Source organism: Streptomyces sp. NPDC055632 (assembly GCF_053618675.1).
This window is the reverse complement of record NZ_JBSHHY010000028.1, coordinates 49,163-74,638: the sequence shown is the minus strand read 5'-3', so window position 1 is coordinate 74,638 and position 25,476 is coordinate 49,163. Positions and strand designations below refer to the sequence as shown.

Annotated in this window: 21 protein-coding genes and 2 tRNA genes; 10 read left to right on the top strand and 13 right to left on the bottom strand. The window is 72.4% G+C overall.

Annotation, left to right across the window (positions count from 1 at the left end; genetic code table 11):
• Nucleotides 1-141: 141 nt before the first annotated feature.
• A complete protein-coding gene (tig, locus tag ACWGSR_RS28595) occupies nt 142-1,524 on the bottom strand; it encodes a trigger factor (protein ID WP_366374683.1) in 1,383 nt (460 codons plus the stop codon).
• Between the two features lie 170 nt (nt 1,525-1,694).
• Nucleotides 1,695-1,771 (bottom strand) — tRNA-Pro (locus ACWGSR_RS28590).
• Between the two features lie 133 nt (nt 1,772-1,904).
• On the opposite strand from ACWGSR_RS28590, the gene ACWGSR_RS28585 reads away from it, so the two are divergent.
• Nucleotides 1,905-1,978 (top strand) — tRNA-Gly (locus ACWGSR_RS28585).
• Nucleotides 1,979-2,114: 136 nt separating this feature from the next.
• Here the strand turns inward: ACWGSR_RS28585 and ACWGSR_RS28580 are convergent.
• Nucleotides 2,115-2,309 (bottom strand): hypothetical protein, encoded by a 195-nt coding sequence (locus ACWGSR_RS28580; protein WP_148005238.1) that lies wholly within the window; start codon nt 2,307-2,309, stop codon nt 2,115-2,117.
• Nucleotides 2,310-2,462: 153 nt separating this feature from the next.
• Nucleotides 2,463-3,608: a PP2C family protein-serine/threonine phosphatase gene (locus ACWGSR_RS28575; RefSeq protein ID WP_376243895.1), complete on the bottom strand. Its 1,146-nt coding sequence runs from the start codon at nt 3,606-3,608 to the stop codon at nt 2,463-2,465.
• Nucleotides 3,609-3,713: 105 nt separating this feature from the next.
• Here ACWGSR_RS28575 and ACWGSR_RS28570 point away from each other — a divergent pair, with 105 nt between their 5' ends.
• The gene (locus ACWGSR_RS28570; RefSeq protein WP_453570313.1) at nt 3,714-4,943 is read left to right on the top strand and encodes a GNAT family N-acetyltransferase; all 1,230 of its coding nucleotides are present in this window, start codon (nt 3,714-3,716) and stop codon (nt 4,941-4,943) included.
• 34 nt (nt 4,944-4,977) lie between these two features.
• Here the strand turns inward: ACWGSR_RS28570 and ACWGSR_RS28565 are convergent, their stop codons facing one another.
• A complete protein-coding gene (locus ACWGSR_RS28565) occupies nt 4,978-5,787 on the bottom strand; it encodes an Fpg/Nei family DNA glycosylase (RefSeq protein WP_376243901.1) in 810 nt (269 codons plus the stop codon).
• Nucleotides 5,787-6,281, bottom strand: a complete 495-nt coding sequence (locus ACWGSR_RS28560) for a ribose-5-phosphate isomerase (protein ID WP_376243903.1) — start codon at nt 6,279-6,281, stop codon at nt 5,787-5,789. Before ACWGSR_RS28560 ends, ACWGSR_RS28565 begins: the two co-directional genes overlap by 1 nt.
• Nucleotides 6,282-6,477: 196 nt before the next feature.
• Here ACWGSR_RS28560 and ACWGSR_RS28555 point away from each other — a divergent pair, with 196 nt between their 5' ends.
• Nucleotides 6,478-7,914 carry an amino acid permease gene (locus ACWGSR_RS28555; protein WP_453570308.1) on the top strand — a complete coding sequence of 479 codons (1,437 nt, stop codon included), beginning with the start codon at nt 6,478-6,480 and terminating at the stop codon, nt 7,912-7,914.
• Nucleotides 7,915-7,979: 65 nt separating this feature from the next.
• Here the strand turns inward: ACWGSR_RS28555 and ACWGSR_RS28550 are convergent, their stop codons facing one another.
• Entirely contained in the window at nt 7,980-8,570 is a 591-nt protein-coding gene (locus ACWGSR_RS28550; protein WP_453570306.1) for a biotin transporter BioY, read from the bottom strand.
• Between the two features lie 259 nt (nt 8,571-8,829).
• Here ACWGSR_RS28550 and ACWGSR_RS28545 point away from each other — a divergent pair, with 259 nt between their 5' ends.
• The 3 genes from ACWGSR_RS28545 to ACWGSR_RS28535 all read left to right on the top strand — a co-directional run bounded on the left by ACWGSR_RS28545 (nt 8,830) and on the right by ACWGSR_RS28535 (nt 12,680).
• The gene (locus ACWGSR_RS28545) at nt 8,830-10,215 is read left to right on the top strand and encodes an amino acid permease (RefSeq protein WP_453570303.1); all 1,386 of its coding nucleotides are present in this window, start codon (nt 8,830-8,832) and stop codon (nt 10,213-10,215) included.
• 237 nt (nt 10,216-10,452) lie between these two features.
• Nucleotides 10,453-11,865: an amino acid permease gene (locus ACWGSR_RS28540; protein WP_453570300.1), complete on the top strand. Its 1,413-nt coding sequence runs from the start codon at nt 10,453-10,455 to the stop codon at nt 11,863-11,865.
• A 170-nt stretch (nt 11,866-12,035) separates the two neighbouring features.
• The gene (locus tag ACWGSR_RS28535) at nt 12,036-12,680 is read left to right on the top strand and encodes a superoxide dismutase (protein WP_030210654.1); all 645 of its coding nucleotides are present in this window, start codon (nt 12,036-12,038) and stop codon (nt 12,678-12,680) included.
• A gap of 129 nt (nt 12,681-12,809) precedes the next feature.
• Here ACWGSR_RS28535 and ACWGSR_RS28530 read toward each other — a convergent pair whose 3' ends face one another.
• Nucleotides 12,810-13,445, bottom strand: a complete 636-nt coding sequence (locus ACWGSR_RS28530) for a mycothiol-dependent nitroreductase Rv2466c family protein (protein WP_376243919.1) — start codon at nt 13,443-13,445, stop codon at nt 12,810-12,812.
• Between the two features lie 148 nt (nt 13,446-13,593).
• Here ACWGSR_RS28530 and pepN point away from each other — a divergent pair, with 148 nt between their 5' ends.
• Nucleotides 13,594-16,143 carry an aminopeptidase N gene (gene pepN, locus ACWGSR_RS28525; protein ID WP_453570296.1) on the top strand — a complete coding sequence of 850 codons (2,550 nt, stop codon included), beginning with the start codon at nt 13,594-13,596 and terminating at the stop codon, nt 16,141-16,143.
• A gap of 179 nt (nt 16,144-16,322) precedes the next feature.
• On the top strand, nt 16,323-17,327 hold the full coding sequence (locus ACWGSR_RS28520) for a hypothetical protein (RefSeq protein ID WP_376328543.1): 1,005 nt from the start codon (nt 16,323-16,325) through the stop codon (nt 17,325-17,327).
• A 3-nt stretch (nt 17,328-17,330) separates the two neighbouring features.
• Here ACWGSR_RS28520 and ACWGSR_RS28515 read toward each other — a convergent pair whose 3' ends face one another.
• From ACWGSR_RS28515 to ACWGSR_RS28495, 5 genes are all read right to left on the bottom strand, one after another.
• The gene (locus ACWGSR_RS28515; RefSeq protein WP_453570294.1) at nt 17,331-18,485 is read right to left on the bottom strand and encodes a serine hydrolase domain-containing protein; all 1,155 of its coding nucleotides are present in this window, start codon (nt 18,483-18,485) and stop codon (nt 17,331-17,333) included.
• Between the two features lie 102 nt (nt 18,486-18,587).
• The gene (locus ACWGSR_RS28510) at nt 18,588-19,073 is read right to left on the bottom strand and encodes an NUDIX hydrolase (RefSeq protein WP_376243931.1); all 486 of its coding nucleotides are present in this window, start codon (nt 19,071-19,073) and stop codon (nt 18,588-18,590) included.
• Between the two features lie 9 nt (nt 19,074-19,082).
• Nucleotides 19,083-19,643, bottom strand: a complete 561-nt coding sequence (locus tag ACWGSR_RS28505; protein WP_453570290.1) for an HPP family protein — start codon at nt 19,641-19,643, stop codon at nt 19,083-19,085.
• Nucleotides 19,644-19,786: 143 nt separating this feature from the next.
• Entirely contained in the window at nt 19,787-20,668 is an 882-nt protein-coding gene (locus tag ACWGSR_RS28500; RefSeq protein WP_453570287.1) for a pyridoxamine 5'-phosphate oxidase family protein, read from the bottom strand.
• 34 nt (nt 20,669-20,702) lie between these two features.
• Nucleotides 20,703-21,158 (bottom strand): VOC family protein, encoded by a 456-nt coding sequence (locus ACWGSR_RS28495; protein WP_376243939.1) that lies wholly within the window; start codon nt 21,156-21,158, stop codon nt 20,703-20,705.
• Nucleotides 21,159-21,296: 138 nt separating this feature from the next.
• Between ACWGSR_RS28495 and ACWGSR_RS28490 the strand changes: the two genes are divergently transcribed.
• Nucleotides 21,297-21,839, top strand: a complete 543-nt coding sequence (locus tag ACWGSR_RS28490) for a CGNR zinc finger domain-containing protein (protein WP_376243942.1) — start codon at nt 21,297-21,299, stop codon at nt 21,837-21,839.
• A 174-nt stretch (nt 21,840-22,013) separates the two neighbouring features.
• On the top strand, nt 22,014-25,334 hold the full coding sequence (locus ACWGSR_RS28485) for a S8 family serine peptidase (RefSeq protein ID WP_453570282.1): 3,321 nt from the start codon (nt 22,014-22,016) through the stop codon (nt 25,332-25,334).
• Nucleotides 25,335-25,476: the final 142 nt, after the last annotated feature.

Here is a 25,476-nt window from a genome sequence, read left to right as displayed (position 1 = left end):
CACCTTTCCGGGGGGCGGGTATGTTTGTGGGGGGCGGGGGTGGGGGCCCGGTACGGCCGGGGGCCCCGTGCGCACAGCTGTGCGCACGGGCCCGCGGAGCGGTGCGGCGAGGAGGACCAGGCCTCCCTGCCGCTTCCGGACCTACTTGTCCTCGGAGGCCTCGGCCTCGGCGCCCTCGGCCGCCTCGACGGCGGTCTCGGCGGCCTCGTCCTCGTCGTCGGAGAGGTCGACGACCTCGCCGTTGGAGTCGGTGACCTTGGCGGCCTCGACGACGACCGCGAGGGCCTTGCCGCGGGCGACCTCGCCGACGAGCATCGGCACCTGGCCGCCCTGGGCCACGGCCTGGGCGAACTGGTCGGGGCTCATGCCGGAGGAGGCGGCACGGCGGAACAGGTGCTCGGTGAGCTCCTCGCGGGAGACGTCGAGCTTCTCCCGGTTGACCAGCTCGTCGAGGATGAACTGGGTCTTGATGCCCTTCTCGGCCTGCTCCTTGGTCTCGGCCAGGAACTCCTCCTCGGTCTTGCCCTGGATCTCCAGGTACTTCCCGAGGTCGAGGCCCATCTGGCCGAGCTGGTGGTGCTCCAGGTTGTGCTTGCGGGTGTTGATCTCGTCCTCGAGGAGCTTCTCGGGCATCGGGACCTCGACCAGCTTGAGGAGCTCGTCGAGGACGCGCTCCTGGGCCTGGGTGGCCTGGTCGAACTGCTTCATGTTCTCGAGGCGCTTGCGGCTGTCGGCCTTGAGCTCGTCGAGGGTGTCGAACTCCGAGGCGAGCTGGGCGAACTCGTCGTCCAGCTCGGGGAGCTCGCGGGCGGCGACGGCGGTGACTTTGACGGTGACCTCCGCGTCCTTGCCCTCGGCGGAGCCGCCCTTCAGCTGCGAGGTGAAGGTGGCCTCGCCGCCGGCCTCCAGGCCCTTGACGGCCTCGTCGATGCCGTCGAGCAGCTCGCCGGAGCCGATGGTGTACGAGACGTCGCTGGCGACGCCGTCGGGCAGCACTTCGCCGTCGACCTTGGCCTCAAGGTCGATGGTGACGACGTCGCCGTCCTGGGCGGCGCGCTCGACCGGGGAGGTCGAGGCGAAGCGCTCGCGGAGCTGCTCCACGGACTTCTCGACGTCCTCGTCGGTGACCTCGACCGCGTCGACGGTGACCTCGATGCCGGAGTAGTCCGGGATCTCGATCGTCGGGCGGATGTCGACCTCGGCGGTGAAGGCCAGCAGCTCGCCGTCCTTCAGCTCGGTGATGTCGACCTCGGGCTGGCCGAGCGGGTTGACCTCGGCCTCGTTGACGGCCTCGGTGTAGAACTTCGGGAGCGCGTCGTTGACGGCCTCCTCCAGCACGGCGCCGCGGCCGAACCGCTGGTCGATCACGCGAGCCGGGATCTTGCCCTTGCGGAAGCCCTTGACCGTGACCTGCTGGTTGATCTTCTTGTACGCCGCGTCGAGGCTGTCCTTGAGCTCCTCGAAGGGCACCTCGACAGTGAGCCGAACCCGGGTCGGGTTCAGGGTCTCCACGGCGCTCTTCACGGTTCGGTCTCCTTGTGGCTGATTCCTGGATTCCGCCGGGCCGCGCGAGGCGGGTCCGGCCGATCGGCCCGGTCAGAGAGACACACGGGCACGCAGCTTGCATAGTAACCGCAAGCGGGAGGACGCCCACAACATGATCAAGAACGCCCGGGACGGGCGCGTGGTGGTCATGGTCGGGGTGGCGGGATTTGAACCCACGGCCTTCCGCTCCCAAAGCGGACGCGCTACCAAGCTGCGCCACACCCCGTCGGTGCGACACGTAGGGTACATGCACGGGGACTGTGCGGCGCCCCCTCTTCCGGGGGGTGTGCGAAGACGGCCGCGGAACCGGTACCATGCTCTTCGTGCCGCGGTCCTCGTGACCTGCGGCGCGATGTTGTGCGGGTGTAGCTCAATGGTAGAGCACTAGTCTTCCAAACTAGCTACGCGGGTTCGATTCCCGTCACCCGCTCCACGCCCTCGGGGCCGGTCCGGAGATTCCCTCTCCGGACCGGCCCCGAGGCGTTTCCGGCCGCGTCCGGCGCGCCCTCCCCCGCCGCGGGGCCCGCTCGTCGCCGGTCCGGACCCCGTGCCGCCCTCCGGGGCCGTCCTCAGAACTTGATGGACGCCACGGTCTGCGTTATCGAGTCCAGGAAGCGCTGGATGTCGTCCGCCATGCCGGTGGAGGCGAGGAAGAAGCCGAAGAGGACCGCCACGACGGCCGGGCCCGCCTTGAGGTTCCCCCCGCGGATCAGCACCACCATGATGATTGCCAGGAGCAACACCACAGACAGCGAAATGGCCACAACTGATCACACCCTCGGTCGGTCCCGCCTTGCCCACCAGGGAGCCCGTGTCCCGGACACCCCCCGCTGCCTCCATCGTGCCACCAACCCCCATGCCCTCGCTGCCCGGTGACGAATCGTCGTGGAGAAGATCACGTCCGCCCCGACGGCCCGTCAGGGACGGCGGCTGATCAGGAGCAGGGCCCGGTCGTCGTTGACGTCCTTGGCGACGGCCTCGATCAGGTCCCAGGCGACGCCGTCGAAGCCCTCGGTGACGCAGCGGTCGGCCTCGCCGGTGAGCCGGTCGATGCCCTCGGCGATGTCCCGGTCGGCGGCCTCGACCAGGCCGTCGGTGAAGAGCATCAGGACGTCGCCGGGGCGCAGGGAGCCCTTGGCCGGGTGGAACTCGGCGCCGTCGTAGACGCCGAGGAGGGGGCCCTCGGCGTCCTTCTCCTCCCAGCGGCCGCTGCCCGCGTGGAGCTGGAGGGCGGGCAGGTGGCCGGCCGAGTAGAGCTCGTAGTCGCCGGACTCCAGGTCGAGGACGAGGTGGATCGAGGTGGCGAAGCCCTCGTCCCAGTTCTGGCGCAGCAGGTAGCCGTTGGCGGCGGGCAGGAAGCCGTGCGGCGGGAGCGAGCCGAGGAGGCCGCCGAAGGCGCCGGAGAGCAGCAGGGAGCGGGAGGCCGCGTCCATGCCCTTGCCGGAGACGTCGGTGAGGACGACCTCCAGGGTGCGCCCGCCGTGGGTGCGCGCGGCGACGACGAAGTCCCCGGAGAAGGACTGGCCGCCGGCCGGGCGCAGCGCCATCTCGCGGTGCCAGCCCTGCGGGAGCCGGGGCAGGGCGCTCTGCACCCGGATGCGTTCGCGCAGGTCGAAGAGCATGGTGCCGCCGCGCCGCCAGGGCACGCCGACGCGGGCCCGGAACTGGGCGATGAGGAGTCCGAAGAGGCCGCAGGCGGCGACGACGAGGACGGTGCCGGGGGTGACCCGGGCGGGGCCCTGGGTGTACGGGCCGAGGACGACGGACTCGACGATGAGGGCGCCCGCGGCGGCCGCGTACAGGCCGAGCAGGCTGGCGGGGCGCAGCAGCAGGCCGCCGGCCACGATGGGCAGGGCGAGCGCGGTGGGCGCGCACCAGACGGGGTCGACGAGGGTGCCGAGGGTGATGGCCGGGATCATCAGGAGGAGTCCGGCGAGCGCGATCCAGTCGGCGCCGTCCCCGCGGAAGTAGTCCACGCCGGACTTGCGCAGCGCGACGCGGGCCCGGCGCACGCGCCTGCGTGTCCGGGCCGCGTACGCGCTCACTCCGTCGCGGTGTCCCATGGGCCGGACCCTATCCATCCCGTCCGGCGTCGTGCAGGGGTACCCCTGTGACAATGTGCGCGAAATCGGGTCGCCCCGGGCGGGCGCCGCTGATATCGATGGCATATGACTACGGAATTGCGGGTTCTCGACCCGACCGAATGGGACCACTGGTACGGAGTCCTCGAGCTCGCGTTCGGAGGGGTGGCCGAGGCGCCGGAGGAGCGACGGCTGTGGCGGGACCTGACCGAGTTCGACCGTTCCCTGGGCGCCTGGGACGGCGAGCTGTGCGTGGGGACGGCGGGGTCGTTCTCCTTCCGGCTGACGGTTCCGGGCGGGGCGTCGGTGCCGGCGGCCGGGGTGACGATGGTGAGCGTGGCGGGGACGCACCGGCGGCGCGGGATCCTGACCTCGATGATGCGGCGGCAGCTGGACGACCTGCGGGCGGCGGGCGAGTGCCTCGCGGTGCTCACGGCGTCGGAGCCGGGGATCTACGGGCGGTTCGGCTACGGGATCGCGTCGTACTCCCTGCGGGCCTCGATCGACACGAACCGGGTGCGGCTCGCGGTGCCGGAGGGCACGGACGGGGTGGCGCTGCGGCAGGCGGACCTGGTGGAGTCCTCGGCGGCGTGCGAGGCGGTGTACGCGCGCCGGGTGGCCTCGCGGCCGGGGATGCTCGCCCGGCGGCCGGGCTGGGAGCGGCTGCCGCTGATCGATCCCCCGGCCGAGCGGGGCGGGGCGTCGCCGCGGCTGTGCGTGCTCGCGGAGCGGGACGGGGAGGTCGTGGGGTTCGCGCACTACGCGGTCAAGCCGGACTGGTCGCCCGCGGGGGCCGACGGCTCGGTGCACGTGCACGAGCTGTTGGGGCTCGACCCGGCGGCGGAGGCGGCGCTGTGGCGCTTCCTGTGGTCGGTGGACCTGACGGCGTCGGTACGGCTCCAGGGGCGGCCGGTGGACGACGGCTGGCAGCACCTGGTGAGCGACGTGCGGCGGTGCGCGCCGACCCTGCGGGACGCGCTGCACGTGCGCCTGGTGGAGGTGGGTCCGGCCCTGGAGGCGCGGACGTACCAGGCGCCGGTGGACGTGGTGTTCGAGGTGGAGGACGCGTTCTGCCCGTGGAACGAGGGGCGTTGGCGGCTGACCGGGGACGCGAAGGGCGCGAGCTGCGTGCGGACCTCGGACCCGGCGGACCTGTCGCTCTCGGTGCGGGAGCTGGGGGCGGCGTATCTGGGCGGTGTCCCGCTGACGTCCCTGGCGGCGGCCGGGCGGGTGCGGGAGCTGCGGGAGGGCGCGCTCGTGGAGGCGTCGGTGGCCTTCGGCTCGCCGGTCGCGCCGTGGCTGCCGCACGGGTTCTAGGGGATTCCCCCAGGGCCTGTCCGGCGGGCAGGCCCTAGCGGGTCTGGCAGCCCGGGCACCAGAAGAGGTTGCGGGCGGCCAGGTCCGCCGTGCGGATGTCGGTGCCGCAGACGTGGCAGGACATCCGGGCGCGCCGGTAGACGTACACCTCGCCGCCGTGGTCGTCGACGCGCGGCGGGCGGCCCATCGCCTCGGGGGTGTGCTCGGGCCGTACGGTGTCGATGCGGTTGAGCCGTACGCCCTCGCGCATCAGGACCGCGAGGTCGGCCCAGATCGCGTCCCACTCCCGCTTCGTGAGGTCCTTGCCGGCGCGGTACGGGTCGATGCCGTGGCGGAAGAGGACCTCGGCGCGGTAGACGTTGCCGACGCCGGCGACGACCTTCTGGTCCATGAGGAGGGCGGCGACGGTGGTGCGGGACGTGGAGATCCGGCGCCAGGCCTTGTCCGGGTCGTCGCCGTCGCGGAGCGGGTCGGGTCCGAGCCGGTCGTGTATCGCCCGCTTCTCGGCGTCGGTGATCAGGGCGCAGGTGGTGGGGCCGCGCAGGTCGACGTACGACTCTGGGTTCGCGAGCCGCAGCCGCACCGTGTCGGTGGGCGGCGGGGCGGGGGCGTCTCCGAAGGCCACCTTGCCGAAGAGGCCGAGGTGGATGTGGACCCAGCCCTGCCCGCCGAAGCCCAGGAAGAGGTGCTTGCCGTGGGCCTCGGCGGTCTCCAGGACGGCGCCGTCGAGCAGGGCGGCCGAGTCGGTGAACCTGCCCTGCGGGCTGGAGACGCGCACGGGCCGGCCGCCGAACCGCTCGCGGTGGTCGGCGGCCAGCCGGTGGATGGTGTGCCCCTCGGGCATCAGGCGGTCGGCTCCTGCGGGTGGTGGGCCGGGATCGGGGGGAGCTCGCCGGTGTTCTCGTACGCGGTGAGCATGTCGATCCGGCGGGTGTGACGCTCGTCACCGGAGTACGGGGTGGAGAGGAAGATCTCGACGAACTTGGTCGCCTCTTCCCGCGTGTGCATCCGGCCGCCGACGGAGATCACGTTGGCGTTGTTGTGCTCGCGGCCGAGGGCGGCGGTCTGCTCGCTCCAGGCGAGGGCGGCGCGCACCCCCTTCACCTTGTTCGCGGCGATCTGCTCGCCGTTGCCGGAGCCGCCGATGACGATGCCGAGGCCGTCCGGGTCCGCGGCCGTCCTCTCGGCGGCGCGCAGGCAGAACGGCGGGTAGTCGTCGAGGGCGTCGTATACGTGGGGACCGCAGTCGACGGGCTCGTGGCCGTGGGCCTTCAGCCACTCGACGAGGTGGTTCTTGAGTTCGTAGCCGGCGTGGTCGGAACCGAGGTAGACGCGCATGGTGCCGAGTGTGGCACGTCCGGACCGGGGTAGTGGGCAGCGGGGTCGGGACCTTCGCCCGGCCTGGTACGGACCTTCGGCCCTCGCGTGCCCGTCCGTACAACGATCCGGAATAGGGGCTTCCGATCAGCCCCTTCCACAGGGTTGAATGCCCGGGCTCGTGACCCGAGCAGCCCCCACACCCGAGGAAGCGTCCATGAACACGCAACCGACCCTGACGAAGGACGACGGCACGACCGGAACCACCGGCACGCCCGACTCCTCCGACGGTCTCAAGGCCGGTCTCAAGAACCGCCACCTCTCGATGATCGCCATCGGCGGCGTCATCGGCGCCGGCCTCTTCGTCGGCTCCGGCTCCGGCATCGCCGCGGCCGGCCCCGCGATCCTGCTCTCGTACGCCCTCGTCGGCACCATGGTCGTCTTCGTGATGCGGATGCTGGGCGAGATGGCCGCCGCGCGGCCCTCCTCCGGCTCCTTCTCCGCCTACGCGGACCAGGCCCTCGGCCGCTGGGCCGGCTTCAGCATCGGCTGGCTGTACTGGTTCTTCTGGGTGGTCGTGCTCGCCGTCGAGGCGACCGCGGGCGCGGTGATCCTGGAGAGCTGGGTCCCGGCCGTCCCGCAGTGGGCCTGGGCGCTCATCGTGATGGTGGTGCTCACCGCCACCAACCTCGCCTCGGTCGCCTCCTACGGCGAGTTCGAGTTCTGGTTCGCCGGCATCAAGGTCGTCGCCATCGGCGCCTTCGTCGTCGTCGGCCTGCTCGCGGTCTTCGGCGTGCTGCCCGGCTCGGACAACCCGGGCGCCGGGTTCGCGCACCTCACCGACAGCGGGGGCTTCTTCCCGATGGGCGCGGGCGCGATCCTCACCGGCGTGCTGATGGTCGTCTTCTCCTTCATGGGCAGCGAGATCGTCACCCTGGCCGCCGGCGAGTCGGAGGACCCGCAGCGCGCGGTCACCAAGGCCACCAACAGCGTGATCTGGCGGATCGGCGTCTTCTACCTGGGCTCGATCTTCGTGGTCCTGACCCTGCTGCCGTGGAACGACAAGTCGATCGTCGAGAAGGGCTCGTACGTCGCCGCCCTCGACTCCATCGGCATCCCGCAGGCCGGCCAGGTCATGAACGTGATCGTCCTGACGGCCGTCCTGTCCTGCCTGAACTCGGGCCTCTACACCGCCTCCCGGATGGCCTTCTCGCTCGGGCGGCGCGGCGACGCGCCGAAGGCCTTCGCCCGCACCACCGCGCGGGGCGTGCCGCGGGCGGCGATCCTCGGCTCGGTCGTCTTCGGCTTCGTCGCGGTCTTCTTCAACTACAAGTGGCCGGACACCGTCTTCGCCTTCCTGCTGAACTCCTCCGGCGCGGTGGCGCTCTTCGTCTGGCTGGTCATCTGCGTGACCCAGCTGCGGATGCGCGGCATCATCCTGCGCGAGTCGCCGGAGAAGCTGGTCGTGCGGATGTGGCTCTTCCCGTACCTGACCTGGGCGACGATCGGCATGATCGTCTTCGTCCTCGGCTACATGATCTACGACGGCGGCGGCGCCCGGGAGCAGGTCGTGCTCTCGCTGCTCGTGGCCGCGCTCGTGATCGCGGTCGCGCTGGTCCGCGAGCGGATCGGGAAGTCCTCCGCGAAGCTCTGACCGCGCGTACGCGAAAGGGCCCCGGCGCGGAGTGCGCCGGGGCCCTTTCGCTTGCCGTGCGGGGCTCAGCCCTTGCGGCCGGCGAGCTTCCAGGCGGCCGGGAGGGCGCCCATGGCGAGGGCGGCCTTGAGGGCATCGCCGATGAGGAACGGGACGAGGCCGGCGGCGACGGCCTCGCCGAGGGTCATGCCGGTGGCGAGGGCCAGGTAGGGCACGCCGACGGCGTAGATGATCGCGGAGCCGAGGGCCATCGCGCCGGCCGTGCGGAGCACCGAGCGGTCGGCGCCGCGGCGGGCGAGGGCGCCGACGACGGTGGCGGCCAGGAGCATGCCGAGGATGTAGCCGAAGGACGGCATGCCGTAGCCGGAGGTGGCCTGGGCGAACCAGGGCACGCCCGCCGTGCCGGCCACCGCGTACAGCGCGAGGGCCAGGAAGCCGCGGCGGGCGCCGAGGGCGGTGCCGACGAGCAGGGCGGCGAAGGTCTGGCCGGAGACCGGGACCGGGGAGCCGGGGACCGGGACCGAGATCTGCGCGGCGAGGCCGGTGAGGGCGGCGCCGCCGACGACGAGGGCGATGTCGCGGGCGCGGCTCGCCGGGATCAGGTCGGCGAGGACGATGCCCGGCCGGAGGGAGCGGGCGGGGGCGGCGATGCTCATCGGTACTCCGCGGGGGTAAGGGTGGAGGGACAGGTTGACGCTATGCCAGGAGTGAACGTCCGATCACCGTCAGCGGCCGACAAAGCCGGAGCCGACCGCTTCATGGAGTTCTCACAAAGGACGTCTTTCACGCCGCGCGCCACGTGACCCTTGTCACTGGCAACTCGCTGGGAGACGCCCCTTTTGCGTCAGGGGGAGGTCAACAGAGAGACTGTGGGGTCTCCATAAAGCACCACCTCCCGAGAGCACGAGCCCCACCATGCCCGACGCCCCGCCGCCCCCTCCGCTCACCGAACCGGAGCCCCTCTCCCACGGTCTGAAGCAGCGTCATCTGACGATGCTGGGGCTCGGCGGGGTGATCGGCGCGGGGCTCTTCGTGGGCTCGGGCGCCGGGATCGCCGTCGCCGGGCCGGCCATCGTGCTCTCGTACCTGATCGCGGGCGCGCTCGCGATGCTGGTGATGCGGATGCTGGGCGAGATGTCGGCGGCGATGCCCGCGTCGGGCGCCTTCTCGGTGCACGCGGAGCGGGCGCTCGGCCGCTGGGCGGGCTTCTCGGTGGGCTGGCTGTACTGGTTCCTGCTCGTCGTGGTCCTCGCGGTGGAGGCGACGGGCGCGGCCCGGATCGCGCACGGCTGGGTGCCGGGGGTCCCGCAGTGGGGCTGGGTGCTCGTCTTCATGGTCGTGTTCACCCTCGCCAACCTGGCGGCGGTGAAGAACTTCGGCGAGTTCGAGTTCTGGTTCGCCGCCCTCAAGGTCGGCGCGATCGTCCTCTTCCTGGTCCTGGGCGTCCTCGCGATCGTCGGCTGGCTCCCGGACACCGACCCGGTCGGGCTCGCCAACCTCACCGGGCAGGGCGGCTTCCTGCCGAACGGCTGGTCCGGGGTGGTGTCGGGGGTGCTCGCCGTCGTCTTCGCCTTCGGCGGCCTGGAGGTCGTCACGATCGCGGCGGCCGAGTCGGACGACCCGGCGCGGAACGTGGCGCGGGCGGTGCGCAGCGCCGTGTGGCGGATCCTGCTCTTCTACGTGGGCTCGATGCTGGTGATCGTGACCCTGCTGCCGTGGACGTCGATGGAGCCGGGCGAGTCGCCGTACGTGGCGGTCCTGGACGCGATCGGGGTGCCGGCGGCGGGCCAGATCATGAACGTGGTGGTGTTCGTGGCACTGCTCTCGGCGCTCAACGCGAACCTGTACGGCTCCTCGCGGATGGTGTTCTCGCTCGCCGAGCGCGGGGAGGCGCCGAAGGGGCTCCTGAAGGTCTCGGGCGGAGGGGTGCCGCGCCGGGCGGTGCTCGCCTCGGTGGCCTTCGGGTTCGTCTCCGTGCTGCTCAATCTGAAGTGGCCGGACTCCGTCTTCCTCTACATGCTCAACGCGGTCGGCGCGGTGCTGCTCTTCGTGTGGGGCCTGATCGCGGTCTCCGAGCTGCGGCTGCGGCGCCGGATCGAGCGGGAGGCGCCGGAGACGCTGACGCTGCGCATGTGGGGCTTCCCCTGGCTGACGTGGGTGGCCCTCGCGGCGATGGGCGCGGTGCTCGTCCTGATGCTGTACGACGACGGGGCGCGGCCGCAGGTGCTGTGGTCGGCGGCGGCGACCGGCGCGGTGCTGCTCGTGGCGTGGGTGCGGGAGCTGCGCGCGGGACGGGACTGAGCGCGGACCGGGGCGGGGCGCGGGCCGGACCGGGCGGTGCGTACGGAGCGGGGCGGCCGGGGCCGGAGCGCGTACGGGACGGGACCGAGGGGCGGGTGAGGGCCGCGCACGAAACGGAACCGAATCTTCACCTTGTGTGAAGCCCGTGCCCGTATAGCGGACACCGGTTCCCTCTCAGCGGTGCGCCCGCCCAGACTGTGGCCCGTTCCCCGTCCCAGCCAGTGAACAGGGCGGCCCATGTCCCGGACCACCGCGCCCGCGCCCGTCGACCGCGAGGACGACGGCGCGGCCCCCGCCGAGGGGCTCTCCCACGGCCTCAAGCAGCGCCACCTCTCGATGATCGCCCTCGGCGGCGTCATCGGCGCCGGCCTCTTCGTCGGCTCCGGCGCCGGCATCGCCGCCGCCGGCCCCTCCATCGTCATCGCCTACGCCCTCTCCGGCATCCTCGTGATGCTGGTGATGCGGATGCTCGGCGAGATGTCGGCCGCGAACCCGGCCTCGGGCTCCTTCTCCGTCCACGCCGAGCGCGCCTTCGGCTCCTGGGCGGGCTTCACCTCGGGCTGGGCCTTCTGGTTCCTGCTCTGCGTCGCCGTCGGCCTGGAGGGCATCGGCGCGGCGAAGATCATGACCGGCTGGTTCCCCGGCAGCCCCGAGTGGGCCTGGGTCGCGCTCTTCATGGTGGTCTTCTGCGCCACCAACCTGGCGGCCGTGAAGAACTTCGGCGAGTTCGAGTTCTGGTTCGCCGCCCTCAAGGTCGGCGCGATCGTCCTCTTCCTGGGCGTCGGCGTCCTCGCGATCACCGGTCTGCTGCCCGGCACGGACGCTCCCGGCACCGCCAACCTCACCGGCGACGGCGGGTTCTTCCCGCACGGCTCCGAGGGCCTGATCGTGGGTCTGCTCGCCTCGGTCTTCGCCTACGGCGGCCTGGAGACGGTCACCATCGCGGCGGCCGAGTCGGAGCACCCGGTGCAGGGCGTCGCCAAGGCCGTCCGCACGGCGATGTGGCGGATCGCGCTCTTCTACATCGGCTCCATGGCGGTCATCGTCACCCTGGTGCCGTGGGACGACGCGGCGGTCGTCGAGAAGGGCCCGTACGTCGCCGCCCTCGACCACCTGGGCATCCCGGCCGCCGGCCAGATCATGAACGTGGTCGTGCTCGTCGCCCTGCTCTCCGCGATGAACGCCAACGTCTACGGCGCCTCCCGCATGGCCCGCTCGCTGGTCGCGCGCGGCCAGGGCCCGAAGGCGCTCGGCCGCACCTCCGCCGGCGTCCCCCGTCCGGCCGTGCTCGCCTCCTCCGTCTTCGGCTTCGGCTGCGTGCTGCTGAGCTACTGGCGGCCGGACGACGTCTTCGTCTGGCTGCTCAACACCATCGGCGCGATCATCCTGGTCGTCTGGTTCTTCATCGCCGCCTCCCAGCTGGTGCTGCGCCGCCGCACCGAGCGCGAGGAGCCCGGGAAGCTGGTCGTGCGGATGTGGGCCTTCCCGTACCTGACGTGGGTGGCGCTGCTCGGCATGGCGGCGGTCTTCTTCCTGATGGCCCGTGAGGAGGGCACCCGCGTGCAGCTGTACTTCACGGGCGGCCTGACCCTGCTGCTCGCCGCCGTCGGCCTCGTACGCCAGAAGAGGGCACGGGACCGCACCTCCTGAGCGCGCCCCGTACCGACGGGAAACCCCCGGACCGCACCCGGTCCGGGGGTTTCTCCATGCCGGGACACGGGACCTAGGACGAAGGGCTGATCAACTACGCGCCGCACCTACTGTTAGCCTGCACCTGCATACAGGTTGCAATAAGCAGGAGCAGTCGAAGGGCCGGGCACATGCCGATCTACACACTTCCCGAGCTGCCGTACGACTACGCGGCGCTGGAGCCGGTGATCAATCCGCAGATCATCGAGCTGCACCACGACAAGCACCACGCGGCTTACGTCAAGGGCGCGAACGACACCCTGGAGCAGCTGGAGGAAGCCCGCGACAAGGACCAGTGGGGGTCGATCAACGGGCTGGAGAAGAACCTCGCGTTCCACCTCTCCGGCCACATCCTCCACTCCATCTACTGGAACAACATGAACAGCCCGAAGGACGGGGGCGGCGGCGAGCCGCTGGCCGCCGACGGCGTCGGTGACCTCGCGGACGCGATCACCGAGTCCTTCGGCTCCTTCGCGAAGTTCAAGGCCCAGCTCACCAAGGCCTCCGCGACCACCCAGGGCTCCGGCTGGGGCGTCCTCGCGTACGAGCCGATCAGCGGCCGGCTCATCGTCGAGCAGGTCTACGACCACCAGGGCAACGTCGGCCAGGGCTCGGTCCCGATCCTGGTCTTCGACGCCTGGGAGCACGCCTTCTACCTGCAGTACAAGAACCAGAAGGTCGACTTCATCGAGGCCATGTGGCAGGTCGTCAACTGGCAGGACGTGAACAAGCGCTACCACGCCGCCAAGGCCTCGGTCCCGCTGATCTCCTTCTGAGCCGCGCCGTGACAGGCTCCCCGTCGTCCTGCTCGTGATCGTCTTCTCAACCTTCACTTGCGGGCGGAATGAGGAAGAACCCCCGCGATGACGTGAATCGCGGGGGTTCTTCTGTGCCTGCGGCAGCGGCTACTCGAAGCTCGGCGCCGCCGTCCGGGTGCGCTTGATCTCGTAGAAGCCCGGCGTCGCCGCCACGAGCAGCGTGCCGTCCCACAGCCGGGCCGCCGCCTCGCCGCGCGGGGCCGGGGTGACGACCGGTCCGAAGAAGGCGACCTCCTCGCCGTCCGGGCCGGGCACCGCGATCACCGGGGTGCCGACGTCCTGGCCGACCTTGTCTATGCCCTCCTTGTGGGAGGCGCGCAGCTCGGTGTCGTACGTGTCCTTGTCCGCGTACTCCACCAGGTCCTCGGGCAGGCCGACGTCCTTCAGCGCGCCGACGACCGCCTCGCGGGTCGGGCCCTCGCCGTTGTTGTGGAAGCGGGTGCCGAGCGCGGTGTAGAGCTTTCCGACGACCTCGTCGCCGTGCAGCTCGCGGGCGGCGATCACCACGCGGACCGGGCCCCAGGCCTTGGTCTCCAGCATCTCCCGGTACTCCTCCGGGAGCTCGTCGAGCCGGTCCTCGTTGAGCACCGCCAGGCTCATCACCTTCCAGCGCACGTCGACCGGGCGCACCTTCTCCACCTCCAGCATCCAGCGGGAGGTCATCCAGGCCCAGGGGCACAGCGGGTCGAAGTAGAAGTCTGCGGTGGTCCTGCTCTCGGACATGTCACTCCTCGGTACGGCCGCGGGAAGAAGAAGGTGGTGCGCCGAAGGGGAAGAACGCCACGGACCCGGATGGGCATTCCCGTGTACCGGGCGACAGGGGCACATGGGAGGATCGGTGCTGTTTCGAACGTGCCACGAAGGAGTGACCGTGCCCGGTGAGAATCTGTCCCGCGACGAGGCCCACGAGCGGGCGGCGCTGCTGTCCGTCGACGGGTACGAGGTCGACCTCGACCTGCGCTCGGCGGTCGGCGAGTCCGACGAGGCGGTGCGCACCTTCCGCTCGGTGACGACGATCCGCTTCCGCCGCACGGGGACGGGCACGAGCACCTTCGCGGACCTGATCGCCCCGTCCGTGAACGCGGTGACCCTGAACGGGCGGTCCCTGGACCCGGCGGAGGTCTTCGACGGCGCGCGGATCGCGCTCGACGGCCTGGAGGACGAGAACACGCTCGTCGTGGACGCGCGGTGCGCCTACAGCCGGACCGGCGAGGGCATGCACCGCTTCGTCGACCCGGAGGACGGCGAGGTCTACCTCTACACGCAGTACGAGCCGGCCGACGCCCGCCGGGTGTACGCCAACTTCGAGCAGCCCGACCTGAAGGCGCCGTACCGCTTCTCGGTGACCGCGCCGGAGGAGTGGACGGTCTGGTCGAACGGCGCGGGCGAGCGGGACGCCGGGGGCGTGTGGCGGTTCGCCGAGACGGCGCCGATCTCCACGTACATCACCTGCGTGGTCGCCGGTCCGTACCACTACGTCACGGACACCTACCGGCGCGGGGACCTGGAGATCCCGCTCGGGGCGATGTGCCGCAAGGGGCTCGCGAAGCACTTCGACGCGGACGACGTCTTCCTGATCACCAAGCAGGGCTTCGACTTCTTCCACGACAACTTCGACTACCCGTACCCCTTCGGGAAGTACGACCAGGCCTTCGTCCCCGAGTACAACCTCGGCGCGATGGAGAACCCGGGCATGGTGACCTTCCGCGAGGAGTACGTCTTCCGGGGCAAGGTCACGCAGGCCTCGTACGAGGCGCGGGCCAACGTCATCCTGCACGAGATGGCGCACATGTGGTTCGGCGACCTGGTCACCATGGTGTGGTGGGACGACCTGTGGCTGAAGGAGTCTTTCGCGGACTTCATGGGCTCCTTCGTGAACGCCGAGGCGACCCGCTTCACCCACAGCTGGGTGACCTTCGCCAACAACCGCAAGTCCTGGGCGTACCGCGCCGACCAGCTCCCGTCCACCCACCCGATCACGGCCGACATCCGTGACCTGGAGGACGCCAAGCTGAACTTCGACGGCATCACGTACGCCAAGGGCGCCTCGGTGCTCAAGCAGCTCGTGGCGTACGCCGGGCGGGACGCGTTCCTGGAGGGCGCGCGCCGCTACTTCAAGCGCCACGCGTACGGGAACACGCGCCTGGGCGACCTGCTCACGATCCTGGAGGAGACCTCCGGGCGCGACATGCGGGCGTGGGCGAAGTCCTGGCTCCAGACCTCGGGCGTGAACGTCCTGGCGCCGGACGTCACCTACGACGCCGAGGGCCGGATCACCGAGCTCGCCGTCCTCCAGGAGGGCGACGAACTGCGTCCGCACCGGACGGCCGTGGGCCTCTACCGGCTGGACGCGGACGGCGCGCTCACCCGGTACGCGCGGGCCGAGGCGGACGTCACCGGCGTCCGCACGGTCGTGGCCGGGCTCGCGGGCGAGGACCGGCCGGACCTGGTGCTCGTCAACGACGACGACCTCACCTACTGCAAGATGCGCTTCGACGAGGGCTCGCTCGCCACCCTGCGGGAGCACCTCGGCGACGTCACCGACCCGCTGGCCCGCGCCCTGTGCTGGTCGGCGCTGTGGAACCTGACCCGCGACGGGCTCCTGCCCGCCCGGGACTTCGTCGCCGTCGTCCTGGCCTTCGCCGGCCGCGAGACCGGGATCGGCGTCCTCCAGATGGTGCACGCCTGGACGAAGTCGGCCGTCACCCTGTACGCGGCCCCGGAGTGGCGCGAGGAGGGCGGCCGGCTGCTCGCGGAGGGCGGGCTGCGCGAGCTGCGGGCGGCGGAGCCGGGCAGCGAGCACCAGCTCACCTGGGCGCGGTTCCTGGCGGCGACGGCCTCCTCGGACGCCGACCTCCAGCTCCTGGAGGGGCTGCTCGACGGCACGGCGCGGATCGACGGCCTGGACGTCGACCAGGAGCTGCGCTGGGCACTGCTTTCGCCGCTCGCCGTGCACGGGCGGGCGGACGAGGTCCGGATCGGCGAGGAGCTGACCCGGGACGACACGGCGACGGGCAAGCGCCACCAGGTGCGGCTGCTCGCCTCGCGCCCCTCGGCGGCGGTCAAGGCGCAGGCCTGGGCGCAGGTCGTCGAGTCGGACACCCTGTCGAACGCGCTCGTCGAGGCGACGATCTCGGGCTTCGCGCAGCCCTCGCAGCGCGAGCTGATCGCCCCGTACGCCGAGAAGTACTTCGCGGCGATCGAGCGCCTGTGGGCCGAGCGGTCGATCCAGATCGGCATGGACGTGGTCCGGGGCCTGTTCCCGGGGCTCCAGGACGACGACGCGACGCTGGCCGCCACGGACGCCTGGCTGTCGTCCCACGAGTCGGCCGCGCCGGCCCTGCGGCGCCTGGTCCTGGAGGCCCGTGACGACCTGGCGCGGGCCCTGCGCGCGCAGGAGTGCGACCGCGCGGCGGAGTGACGGCGACCGGACCCGGCGGGGGTCGCGGGCTCCGGCCCGCGGCCCCCGCCGTCGCGCGTGAGGGGGAACGGCTTCTCATCGGCATTCGAACGCGCGTACTTTAGGGCGAGCTTGTCCCCAATTGTCGACGAGCGTGTAACAGGGGTTAGGGGAGCCTTCGGAAGCGGAAGACCCCCGGCATGAACCACAACACCCCCATCACCCCCCGCCCCCTCCCCCTCTCCTCCCGCACCGGGAAGACCCAGCGCCTCGCCAGTTCCGACCAGTTGAGGGCGCAGGGCGTTCCCGCCGCCGACGTCGCCGCGCGGTGCCGGCCCGGCGGGTGGCAGCAGGTGCTGCCCGGCGTCTTCCTGCTCCAGCCGGGGCCGCCCACCAGCGAGGACCGGCTGCACGCCGCGCTGCTCTACGCCCGCAGGCCCGGGACGCTGCCGCGGCAGGAACGGGAGGCGATGATCACCGGACTCGCCGCCCTGACCCTGCACCGCTTCTCCTCCGCTCCCCCGCTCACCGCCCTGGAGCGGATCGACGTCCTGGTGCCGCGCACCCGGCGGCTGCGCTCGACCGGCTGGGTGCGGGTGGTGCGCGCCCCGGAGGCGCCGGAGCCGGTGCGGCTCACGGGCGTCCCCGTCGCCCCGGTCGCCCGCGCCGTCGCCGACGCGGTGTCGGGCCTCCCGGAGGCGGAGGCGGTCCGCGCGCTGCTCACCGAGGCGGTGCGCGGCGGCCACTGCGAACCGGCCGCGCTGGTGCGGGAGCTGAGCCGGGCCCGGCTGCTCTCCCGGCCGCACGTGGTGGACGCGGTGGACGCGCTGCTCACCGAGGGGCGCTCGCTCTCCGAGGAGCGGCTGTACGCGCTGGTGCGGGAGTTCGGGCTTCCGGACCCGCTGTGGAACGTGGACCTGCGGCTGCCGGGCGGCCCGCACCTGGGCGGGGTGGACGCCTACTGGCCCGACCAGGCGGTGGCCGTCGAGCTGGACACCCGGGCGCCCCGGCAGGACGACGACGAGCTGTGGTCCGAGCACGCCCGCAAGCGCGAGCACCTGGAGCGGCTCGGCATCACGGTCGTCCACCTCACCCCGCGCAAGCTGCGCGAGGCGAGGGACCAGCAGGCCGCCGTGGTCCGCACGGCCCTGATGGCCGCGCCGGACCGGCACCCCGCCGCGTACGTCGTCGTCCTGCCCCGGTGAGGGCTAGCTCCTGGGGGAGGTGCCGCAGAACTCGGCCTCCAGGACGGCGCCGCTGTCGCCCGTCCAGTCGGCGTTGAGGTTCAGGGCGAGGGAGTGCTCGCCGTCACGGGTGACGCGACCCTCGCTGGAGGAGCCGTGGATGCCGCCACTGTGGCCCCAGATCTCCTTGCCGCAGCTCAGCTTCTGCCACATGATCCCGAGCCCGTACCGGATCTGCGGGATCTCCGGGGAGACCTGGACGGTGGCGGTCAGCTCCCGCATCTCCGCCTTCGGCAGCAGCCGGCCCTTGAGGAGGGCCCGGTAGAAGGTCTGGAGGTCGTTCGAGTCGGAGATGATCTCGCCCGCCGCTCCGGCCACGGACGGGTTGAGCCGGGAGACGTCGTGGACGGGCCCGCCCGGGTCCTGGGAGAGCGTGGACCAGGCCGGGCTGCTGGGCCTCGGCATCGACGGGCGGGTGCCGGGGACGCTGGTGGCGCGCAGCTTCAGGGGCTTGATGATCCGGTTCTCGACGGCCTTCCCGTAGGGGCGGCCGGTGACCTTCTCGATGATCATGCCGGCGAGGACGTAGTTGGTGTTGGAGTAGCTCCAGCTCGTGCCGGGCTCGAAGTCGGCGGGGTGGGCCAGCGCCACGTCGACGAGCTGGCGCGGGGTCCAGGTGTCGTAGCGGTGCTCCAGGAAGCCGGGGCCGAAGACCTTCTCCTGGAAGGCGGGGTCGGACGTGACGTCGAAGACGCCGCTGGTGTGGTTGAGGAGCTGGCGGACGGTGATCCGCCGGCCGTCGTGGCCGTTGCCCCGGACGACGCCGGGCAGCCACTTCTCGACCGGGTCGTCGAGGTCGATCCGGCGCTCGGCCTGGAGCTGGAGGAGGACGGTGGAGACGAAGGTCTTGGTGAGGGAGCCGACCCGGTAGCGGTCGTCGCCCCCGCGCTCGCCGGCGGTGCCGGTCCAGTTCCCCCGTCCGTCGCGGGCCCGGGCGACGACGCCGGGCACGCCCGCGTCGACCTGCGCCTGGAGCGCGCGCTGGGTGGCCGCGTGGCCCCGCTGCCGGGGTTCGGAGGCCGCGAGGGCGGGGGTGGCGAGGGCGGTGGCGGTGAGGCCCGCCGCGAGGACGGCGGCGACGGTGGTGCGGACGGTACGGGTGGTGCGTACGGCTGGCATGCGGGCTCCCCTGGGGCTCTGCGCGGCGTGTGCCTCGGTCGGCGGGCAGGACTCGCCGGGGTGCCGGGAGGGTTGAGCGGACCGGGGGTGGTTGAGCCGTTTTCAGCCGTTCGGCGGAAGGGCGGGGTCGCGCGGCACGCTCAGCCGGGAACGGCCGGTCGGGGGCCGCTCGCGCCACAGGTCGAGGCCGATGTCGACGAGTTCGACGCGGGGCAGTCCGGGGACGGCGGAGAGCGGGTGCCAGGCGGCCAGGTCGGTGGAGCCGCCGGTCTCGTGGCGCAGCTCGCCGCCGGTGATCCGGGCCTCGTAGACGATCCGGAGGCCTTGGAGGTGGCCGGGTCCGGCGAAGCGGCGCGGCCAGGAGCGCCGGACGGAGTCGATGCCGAGGAGGGCGACGGGTTCGGCGGCGTACCCGGTCTCCTCCTCGACTTCCCGGACCATGGTCCGGGCGGGCTCCTCGCCGTGGTCCATGCCGCCGCCCGGCAGGGTCCACAGCCCGGTGCCGTCGCCCGCCACCCAGCGGGCGAGGAGGATCTCGTCGTCCCGGACGCACACGGCGTAGGCCGCCACCCTCAACTCCTGTTTCATGCAACGAGGTTAGACCCAGTACGCGGGATACGTCCGTCCCGTCGCGGGGGCGGCCGCGAGGCCGGCGGCGACCAGGAGGAGGCAGGCGAGGGCGAGAAGGCCGAGAAACGACCAGAAGGGCGTGGCCTGGAGGGCGACGACGACGGCCGTGGCGGCAGCGGGCGAGTGCGGGGCGCGGGCGAGGGCCATCACGCCGAGGGCGAGGCCGCCCGCGACGGCGGCGCCCCACGGCCCCGGCCCGGCCAGGGCCAGGACCGCGAACCCGGTGAGCGCGGAGAGGAGTTGGCCACCGACCACCGAGCGGGGCTGGGAGAGCGGCAGCTCGGGGGCGCCCGCCACGAGCGCCGCGCTCGCGGCGAGCGGCGGGATCAGCAGGGGCTGACGGAGGAGCGTGCCCACCGCGACCAGGAGGAGCAGCACGGCGACCGCGGCGGCGGTGGCGCCGAGGAGGACCCGGGGGCGGGGCCGGGCGGGCGGCCGGGGACGGGGCGGCCGGGGGGTCTCGGGGAGTCCGGACGCTTCGGATGCTTCGGATGCTTCGGGGGCCTCTGCGGCCGGGGCGGTGGGCACGGGGTCCTCGGGGGTCGTCGGGTGGTGGGCCGTCGGGTCGTCAAGGCATCGGGTCGGCGGCAGGGCTGGCCGTCGGGGCGGCGGAGCGTCGGGACGGCGGGGGCGGCCGTGGGCCCGGTGGGCCGTTCGCGTGGAACCCGTCGTCAGGGCGTGGCCGGGTTCGCCGGGGAGTACTCCGGGGGCGACCAGCGCAGGGGGCTGGCCCCCGGCGTCTCCACCACGCGGTCGACGCGGAAGCGGACCACCCGCTCCCCGGAGCCGTACTCGGTGCGCGCGAGGCCGCCGAGCTGGAGGGTCGTCCCGGTCTCCCAGTCCAGGAAGAGCAGGCCGGTGCGGCCGTCCGACTCCAGATTGCCCAGGGTCAGGAACATCGCGTTGCCCGGGTAGTCCCGCCAGCTCAGCTCCCGGGGCCCGTCGACCCGGACGAAGCCGGGGTTGCCGCCCCGGTGGCTCGCGTCGGCCCCGTCGGGGGCGGCGGTGGCCACGAAGAAGGTGTCCGCCGCCCGGACGCGGTCCGCCTGGGCGGGGGTGAGCGTCGCGCCGTGGTGCGGCGTGCCGGCCGCGGGGCCCGCGGGCTCGGAGCCGTACCACTCCCTCTTCTGGAGGTACTTGGGGCAGTTGGAGAAGACCTGTTCCGCCGCGACGGTGAAGCCGCGGCGGCTGGGCCGGGCGGTGCCGTTGAGGCGCATGCGGCGGCGGGTGCGGGGGTCGAGGGCGAGGGTGCCGACGGGGGTGCCGGCCGGGGTGATCGCGGCGGCGAGCGGGTCGTGGGCGGGGACGCCGCCGGCGACGGAGACGGTGTGCGGACCGGTGGCGCGGGCGAAGCCGGGCGGGCCGGTGAGCAGGCTCGCCCAGACGTGCCCGCCGGCGTCCGCCGCGCCGATCACCAGCATCGGCTGGGCCTCCAGGAAGGCGGCGGCGACCGGGCGGATGCCGGCGCCGATGGAGCGGCCCACGTGCTCGGCGAGGTCACGGACGCCGACGCGCTCCTGCACGGCGAGTGATCCGGGGTGGTAGGCGTCCATGGGGTTCCTCCGAGGTCGGTCGTCCGGGCGAGGTCTAGAAGAAGCCGCAGGCGGGGGCCGTGCCCGACGGAGCCGGGGCCGTTTCGGCGCCCTTCGGGACGGAGATCTCCAGGCGGGTGCCGTCGGGGTCGTGGAAGAAGATGCCGCCGGCGGCCCCGCCCTCCTGGTGGGCGACGAGGCCCTCGTACGCGAAGGTGGTGCCGCGCGCGGTGAGCGCGGCCTCGGCGGCGCGGACGTGGTCGACGGACTCGGCCTCGAAGGCGAGGTGGTGGAGGCCGGGGCGGCCGGAGTCGTAGGCGCCCTCGGCCTGCTGCCAGAGGGTGAGGACCAGGTTCCCGTCCCGGCCGAGGAAGGCGTATCCGCTCTCCCCCTCCGCGCCCCTCCCGACGACCTCGAAGCCGAGCACGTCGGCGTAGAAGGCGAGCGAGCGCTCCAGGTCCGTGACGTTGATGCCGACGTGGTGGGTGGTGAGCGTGCCGATCGCGGACATGGCGGTTCCCTCCCGTACGGGCCGCCCCGTACGGGCTAACCCTCTAATTCGACTTTAGAGGTTAGCCGAAGCGGGCGTCAACCACTCACGTACTCTTGAGGGGTTAGTGTGCGAGGAAATCGAGGAAGGCACCCGCCCATGACCGCCGTCGACCCCCGGCCGCTCACCGGCGAGCCCGTCTCCCTCGACCTGCTCAACACGCGCTGGATCGAGGAGGGCGCCCGCCGGGACCTGCTCACCGACGTCGAGGGGCTCGCCGTCTGGCTCGCCGCCAACGGCCTGGAGGGGCGGTTCGCCGCCGACGCCGCCACCCTGCGCCACACCCTCGCCGCCCGGGACGCGCTCGCCGCGCTCGTCGACCGCCCCGGCGACCCCGCCGCCACCGCCCGCGTCGACGCCGTCCTCGGCCACGGCCGCATCCGGGCCACGCTCACCGCCGACGGCCCCGGCGAGGAGTCCGAGTTCGCGGACCCGGCGTGGGGGCCGGGCTGGACCGCCGCCCGCGACCACCTCGACCTGCTGCGCACCGCGCCCGACCGGATCCGGACCTGCGCCCACGAGGCGTGCATCCTGCACTTCTTCGACACCTCGCGGAACGGCACCCGCCGCTGGTGCTCGATGGCGGTCTGCGGCAACCGGGCCAAGGCCTCCCGGCACCACGCCCGCTCCAAGGAGGCGTGACGCCCCGGTCGGTACCGTTTCCTCCCCGATGGCGCATCGGGCGCGCTGGCGGGTTCACGCCATGACGCACACCTTCTCCCTGTCAACTCTCCCCAAAACCCTGTCATTTGCGAAAGGCTGAGCGGTCATCCGGAACCGATATCCGGACCCTCTCCTTCACAGACAGGGATGTACATGGCCACCCCCCAGACTCCGGGCTCCATAGCCCGGCGCCCGGCGCCCGGACAGAGACGCGCCGCGCGCATCGCGGCCGCCACCGGTCTCGTCGCCGCGCTCGTCGCGGCCGGCACCGTGCCCGCGTTCGCCTCCGACGACCCGGGCACCACTCCCCCGGTCAAGTCCTCGGACTCCGCCGACAAGCTCGGCGCCGTCGACGCCCAGCGCCTCGTCGAGGCGCAGGAGAGCGGCGAGAAGAACGTCACCGTCCTCGTCGCCACCGCCCCCGGCGCCACCGAGCAGGTCGCCGCCCAGCTGGACGCCGTCGCCGGCGCCTCGGTCGGCAAGCAGCAGGACGCGCTCGGCTACGTCCGCGCCACCCTGCCGACCGCCAAGGCCGAGGCCGCCATCCGGGCCGCCACCGCGCTCTCCTCGGTCCAGGCCGTCGACCTCCAGGCCGAGATCCCGCTCGACGACCCGCGTCCGGACACGGGCGGCTCGAAGGGCCCCGTCGAGGGCACCACGGTCAAGAAGACGTACCCGGCCCCGAGCAGCAAGACCCCGGCGAGGAACCCGTACAACCCCTCGCACGAGACGGGCGCGGTCGACTTCGTCGAGAGCCACCCCAAGGCCGACGGCCGCGGCGTGACCATCGGCGTCCTGGACTCCGGCGTCGACCTCGGTCACCCGGCCCTGCAGAAGACCACCACCGGCGAGCGCAAGATCGTCGACTGGGTCACCGCCACGGACCCGCTGACCGAGAGCGACGCCACCTGGCGCCCCCAGATCACCCCGGTCTCCGGCCCCGTCTTCACCGCCTCCACGCAGAGCTGGAAGGCCCCCGAGGGCGCGTACCAGTTCAGCCGCTTCACCGAGTCGATCACCGCGGGCGGCGACCCGGCCGGTGACATCAACCGGGACGGCGACACCACCGACGTCTTCGGCCTGCTGTACGACCCGGCCGCCGGAACCGTCCGCGTGGACACCGACCAGAACAACGACTTCACGGACAACGCGCCGATGAAGCCGTACAAGGACGGGTACCAGATCGGCTACTTCGGTACCGACAACCCGGCCACCGAGGTCGTCGAGAAGACCCCGTTCGTCGTGGAGATCCGCAAGGACGTCCCGATGGACCCGGCCGGCGGCACCTGGGTCGGCAAGAAGGCCGACTTCGTCAACATCGGCCTCGTCGAGTCCTCGCACGGCACCCACGTCGCCGGCATCACCGCCGCCCACGGCCTCTTCGGCGGCAGGATGAACGGCGCGGCGCCCGGCGCGAAGATCGTCTCCTCGCGCGCGTGCACCTGGACCGGCGGCTGCACCAACACCGCCCTCACCGAGGGCATGACGGACCTCGTCGTCAACCGCGGCGTCGACATCGTCAACATGTCGATCGGCGGCCTGCCGCAGCAGAACGACGGCGACAACGTCCGCGCCCGCCTCTACACCCGCCTGATCGACCAGTACGGCGTCCAGCTGGTCATCTCGGCCGGCAACTCGGGCCCCGGCGTCAACACGATCGGCGACCCCGCCCTGGCCGACAAGGTCCTCTCGGTCGGCGCGGCCGTCTCCAAGGACACCTGGGCCGCCAACTACGGCTCGGCCGTCGACAAGAAGTACGCCATGTTCCCCTTCTCCTCGCGCGGCCCGCGCGAGGACGGCGGCTTCACCCCGACGATCACCGCCCCCGGCTCGGCCGTGAACACCATCCCGACCTGGCTGCCGGGCGCCGGCCTCGCCGAGTCGGGCTACGCGCTGCCCGCCGGCTACGGCATGCTCAACGGCACCTCGATGTCCTCGCCGCAGGCGGCGGGCGCGAGCGCGCTGCTGATCTCGGCCGCCAAGCAGAAGGGCATCGCGCTCTCCCCGCTCACCCTGCGCACCGCGCTGACCTCCACCGCCCAGCGGATCCCGGGGGTCGCCGCGCACGAGCAGGGCGCCGGCCGCATCGACATCGAAGAGGCCTGGGAGTCCATCAAGGACGGCGCCACGGCGCACGACTACACGGTGCAGGCCCCGGTCGACACCCTGATCTTCCCGGCCCCGCGCACCGGCACCGGCGTGTACGACCGCGAGGGCGACCTCAAGGTCGGCCAGAAGCGGGTCTACGACGTCACCGTCACGCGCACCAGCGGCCCGGACCGTCCGGTCCGGCACGACCTGGACCTCAAGTACAACGACGGCACCTTCCGCATCGTCAGTGACGACCGGATCTACCTGCCGCTGAACAAGCCGGTCACGGTCAGGCTCCAGGCCAAGGCGTCCTCCGCGGGCGTGCACAGCGTCATCCTGGAGGCCGACGACGAGCGCACCGAGGGCGTCGACAAGCAGATCCTCGCCACCTCGGTCGTCGCGCACGACCTGGCCGCCCCGGCCTACGGCTACACCGCCCGGGGCTCCGTGCAGCGCAACAGCACCACCTCCCACTTCGTCACCGTGCCCCAGGGCGCCAAGACGCTGGAGGTCGCGCTGTCCGGTCTGAAGGAGAAGAGCCAGACCCGGTTCATCGCGATCCACCCGGTCGGCGTCCCGGTCGACCCGACCGCGACCACGGGCTGCTACCCGCACTACAACCCGGCGAACACCTGCCGCCCCGACCTGCGCTCCTACCCGAACCCGACGCCGGGCGTCTGGGAGATCGAGGTCGAGGCCCGCCGCACGTCGCCGGACCTGGACAACCCGTACACCCTGGGCGTCTCGGCGCTCGGCGTCGACTTCGACCCGGCCGTCCAGACCGTCCCCGAGGCGAAGGTCGGCACCCCGGCCCCCGTCCAGTGGAAGGTCACCAACCGCTTCGCGGGCATCGAGGGCACCCTCAAGGGCGGCTCCCTCGGCTCGCAGAAGACCGAGACGCCGACCATCCGGCACCACGAGACGCACACCCGGACCGTCACCATCGGCGAGGGCGTGGAGCGGCTCGACATCGGCATCGGCAACACCTCCGACCGGGCCGCCGACCTCGACCTGACCGTGCTGCTCAACGGCAAGCAGGTCGCGCAGGCCGCCGACGGCGACTCGGAGGAGGCCGTCTCCCTGGTGAAGCCGGCCGCGGGCACGTACACCGTCGTGGTCGACGGCTACTCGGTCCAGGCCGAGGGCGGCACCACGTACGACTACAAGGACGTGTACTACTCGTCCGCGCTCGGCACCGTGAAGGTCGACGGCTCGAAGCCGGCCGCCCTGCCCAACGGCGGGTCCGCCACGGTGACGGCCGAGGTCGTCGTCGCCGGCGCCGCTCCCGAGGGACGCCAGTTCTTCGGCGAGGTGCAGCTCGTCAACGCCCGCGGCACCGTCGCGGGCACCGGCAGCGTCGTGATCGGCGCGGTCACCCCGTAACACCGCGTGACAGGGAGGGGCGGGGGGGGGGGGGGGGCCCCCCCCCCCCCCCCCCTAAGAGCCCCCCCCGGGGAAAAGTATTTTGTAAAGCGGACGGGGGGGGGCCCCCGTGTGGAGGGGAGCACCCCCCCCCCAAAAAACC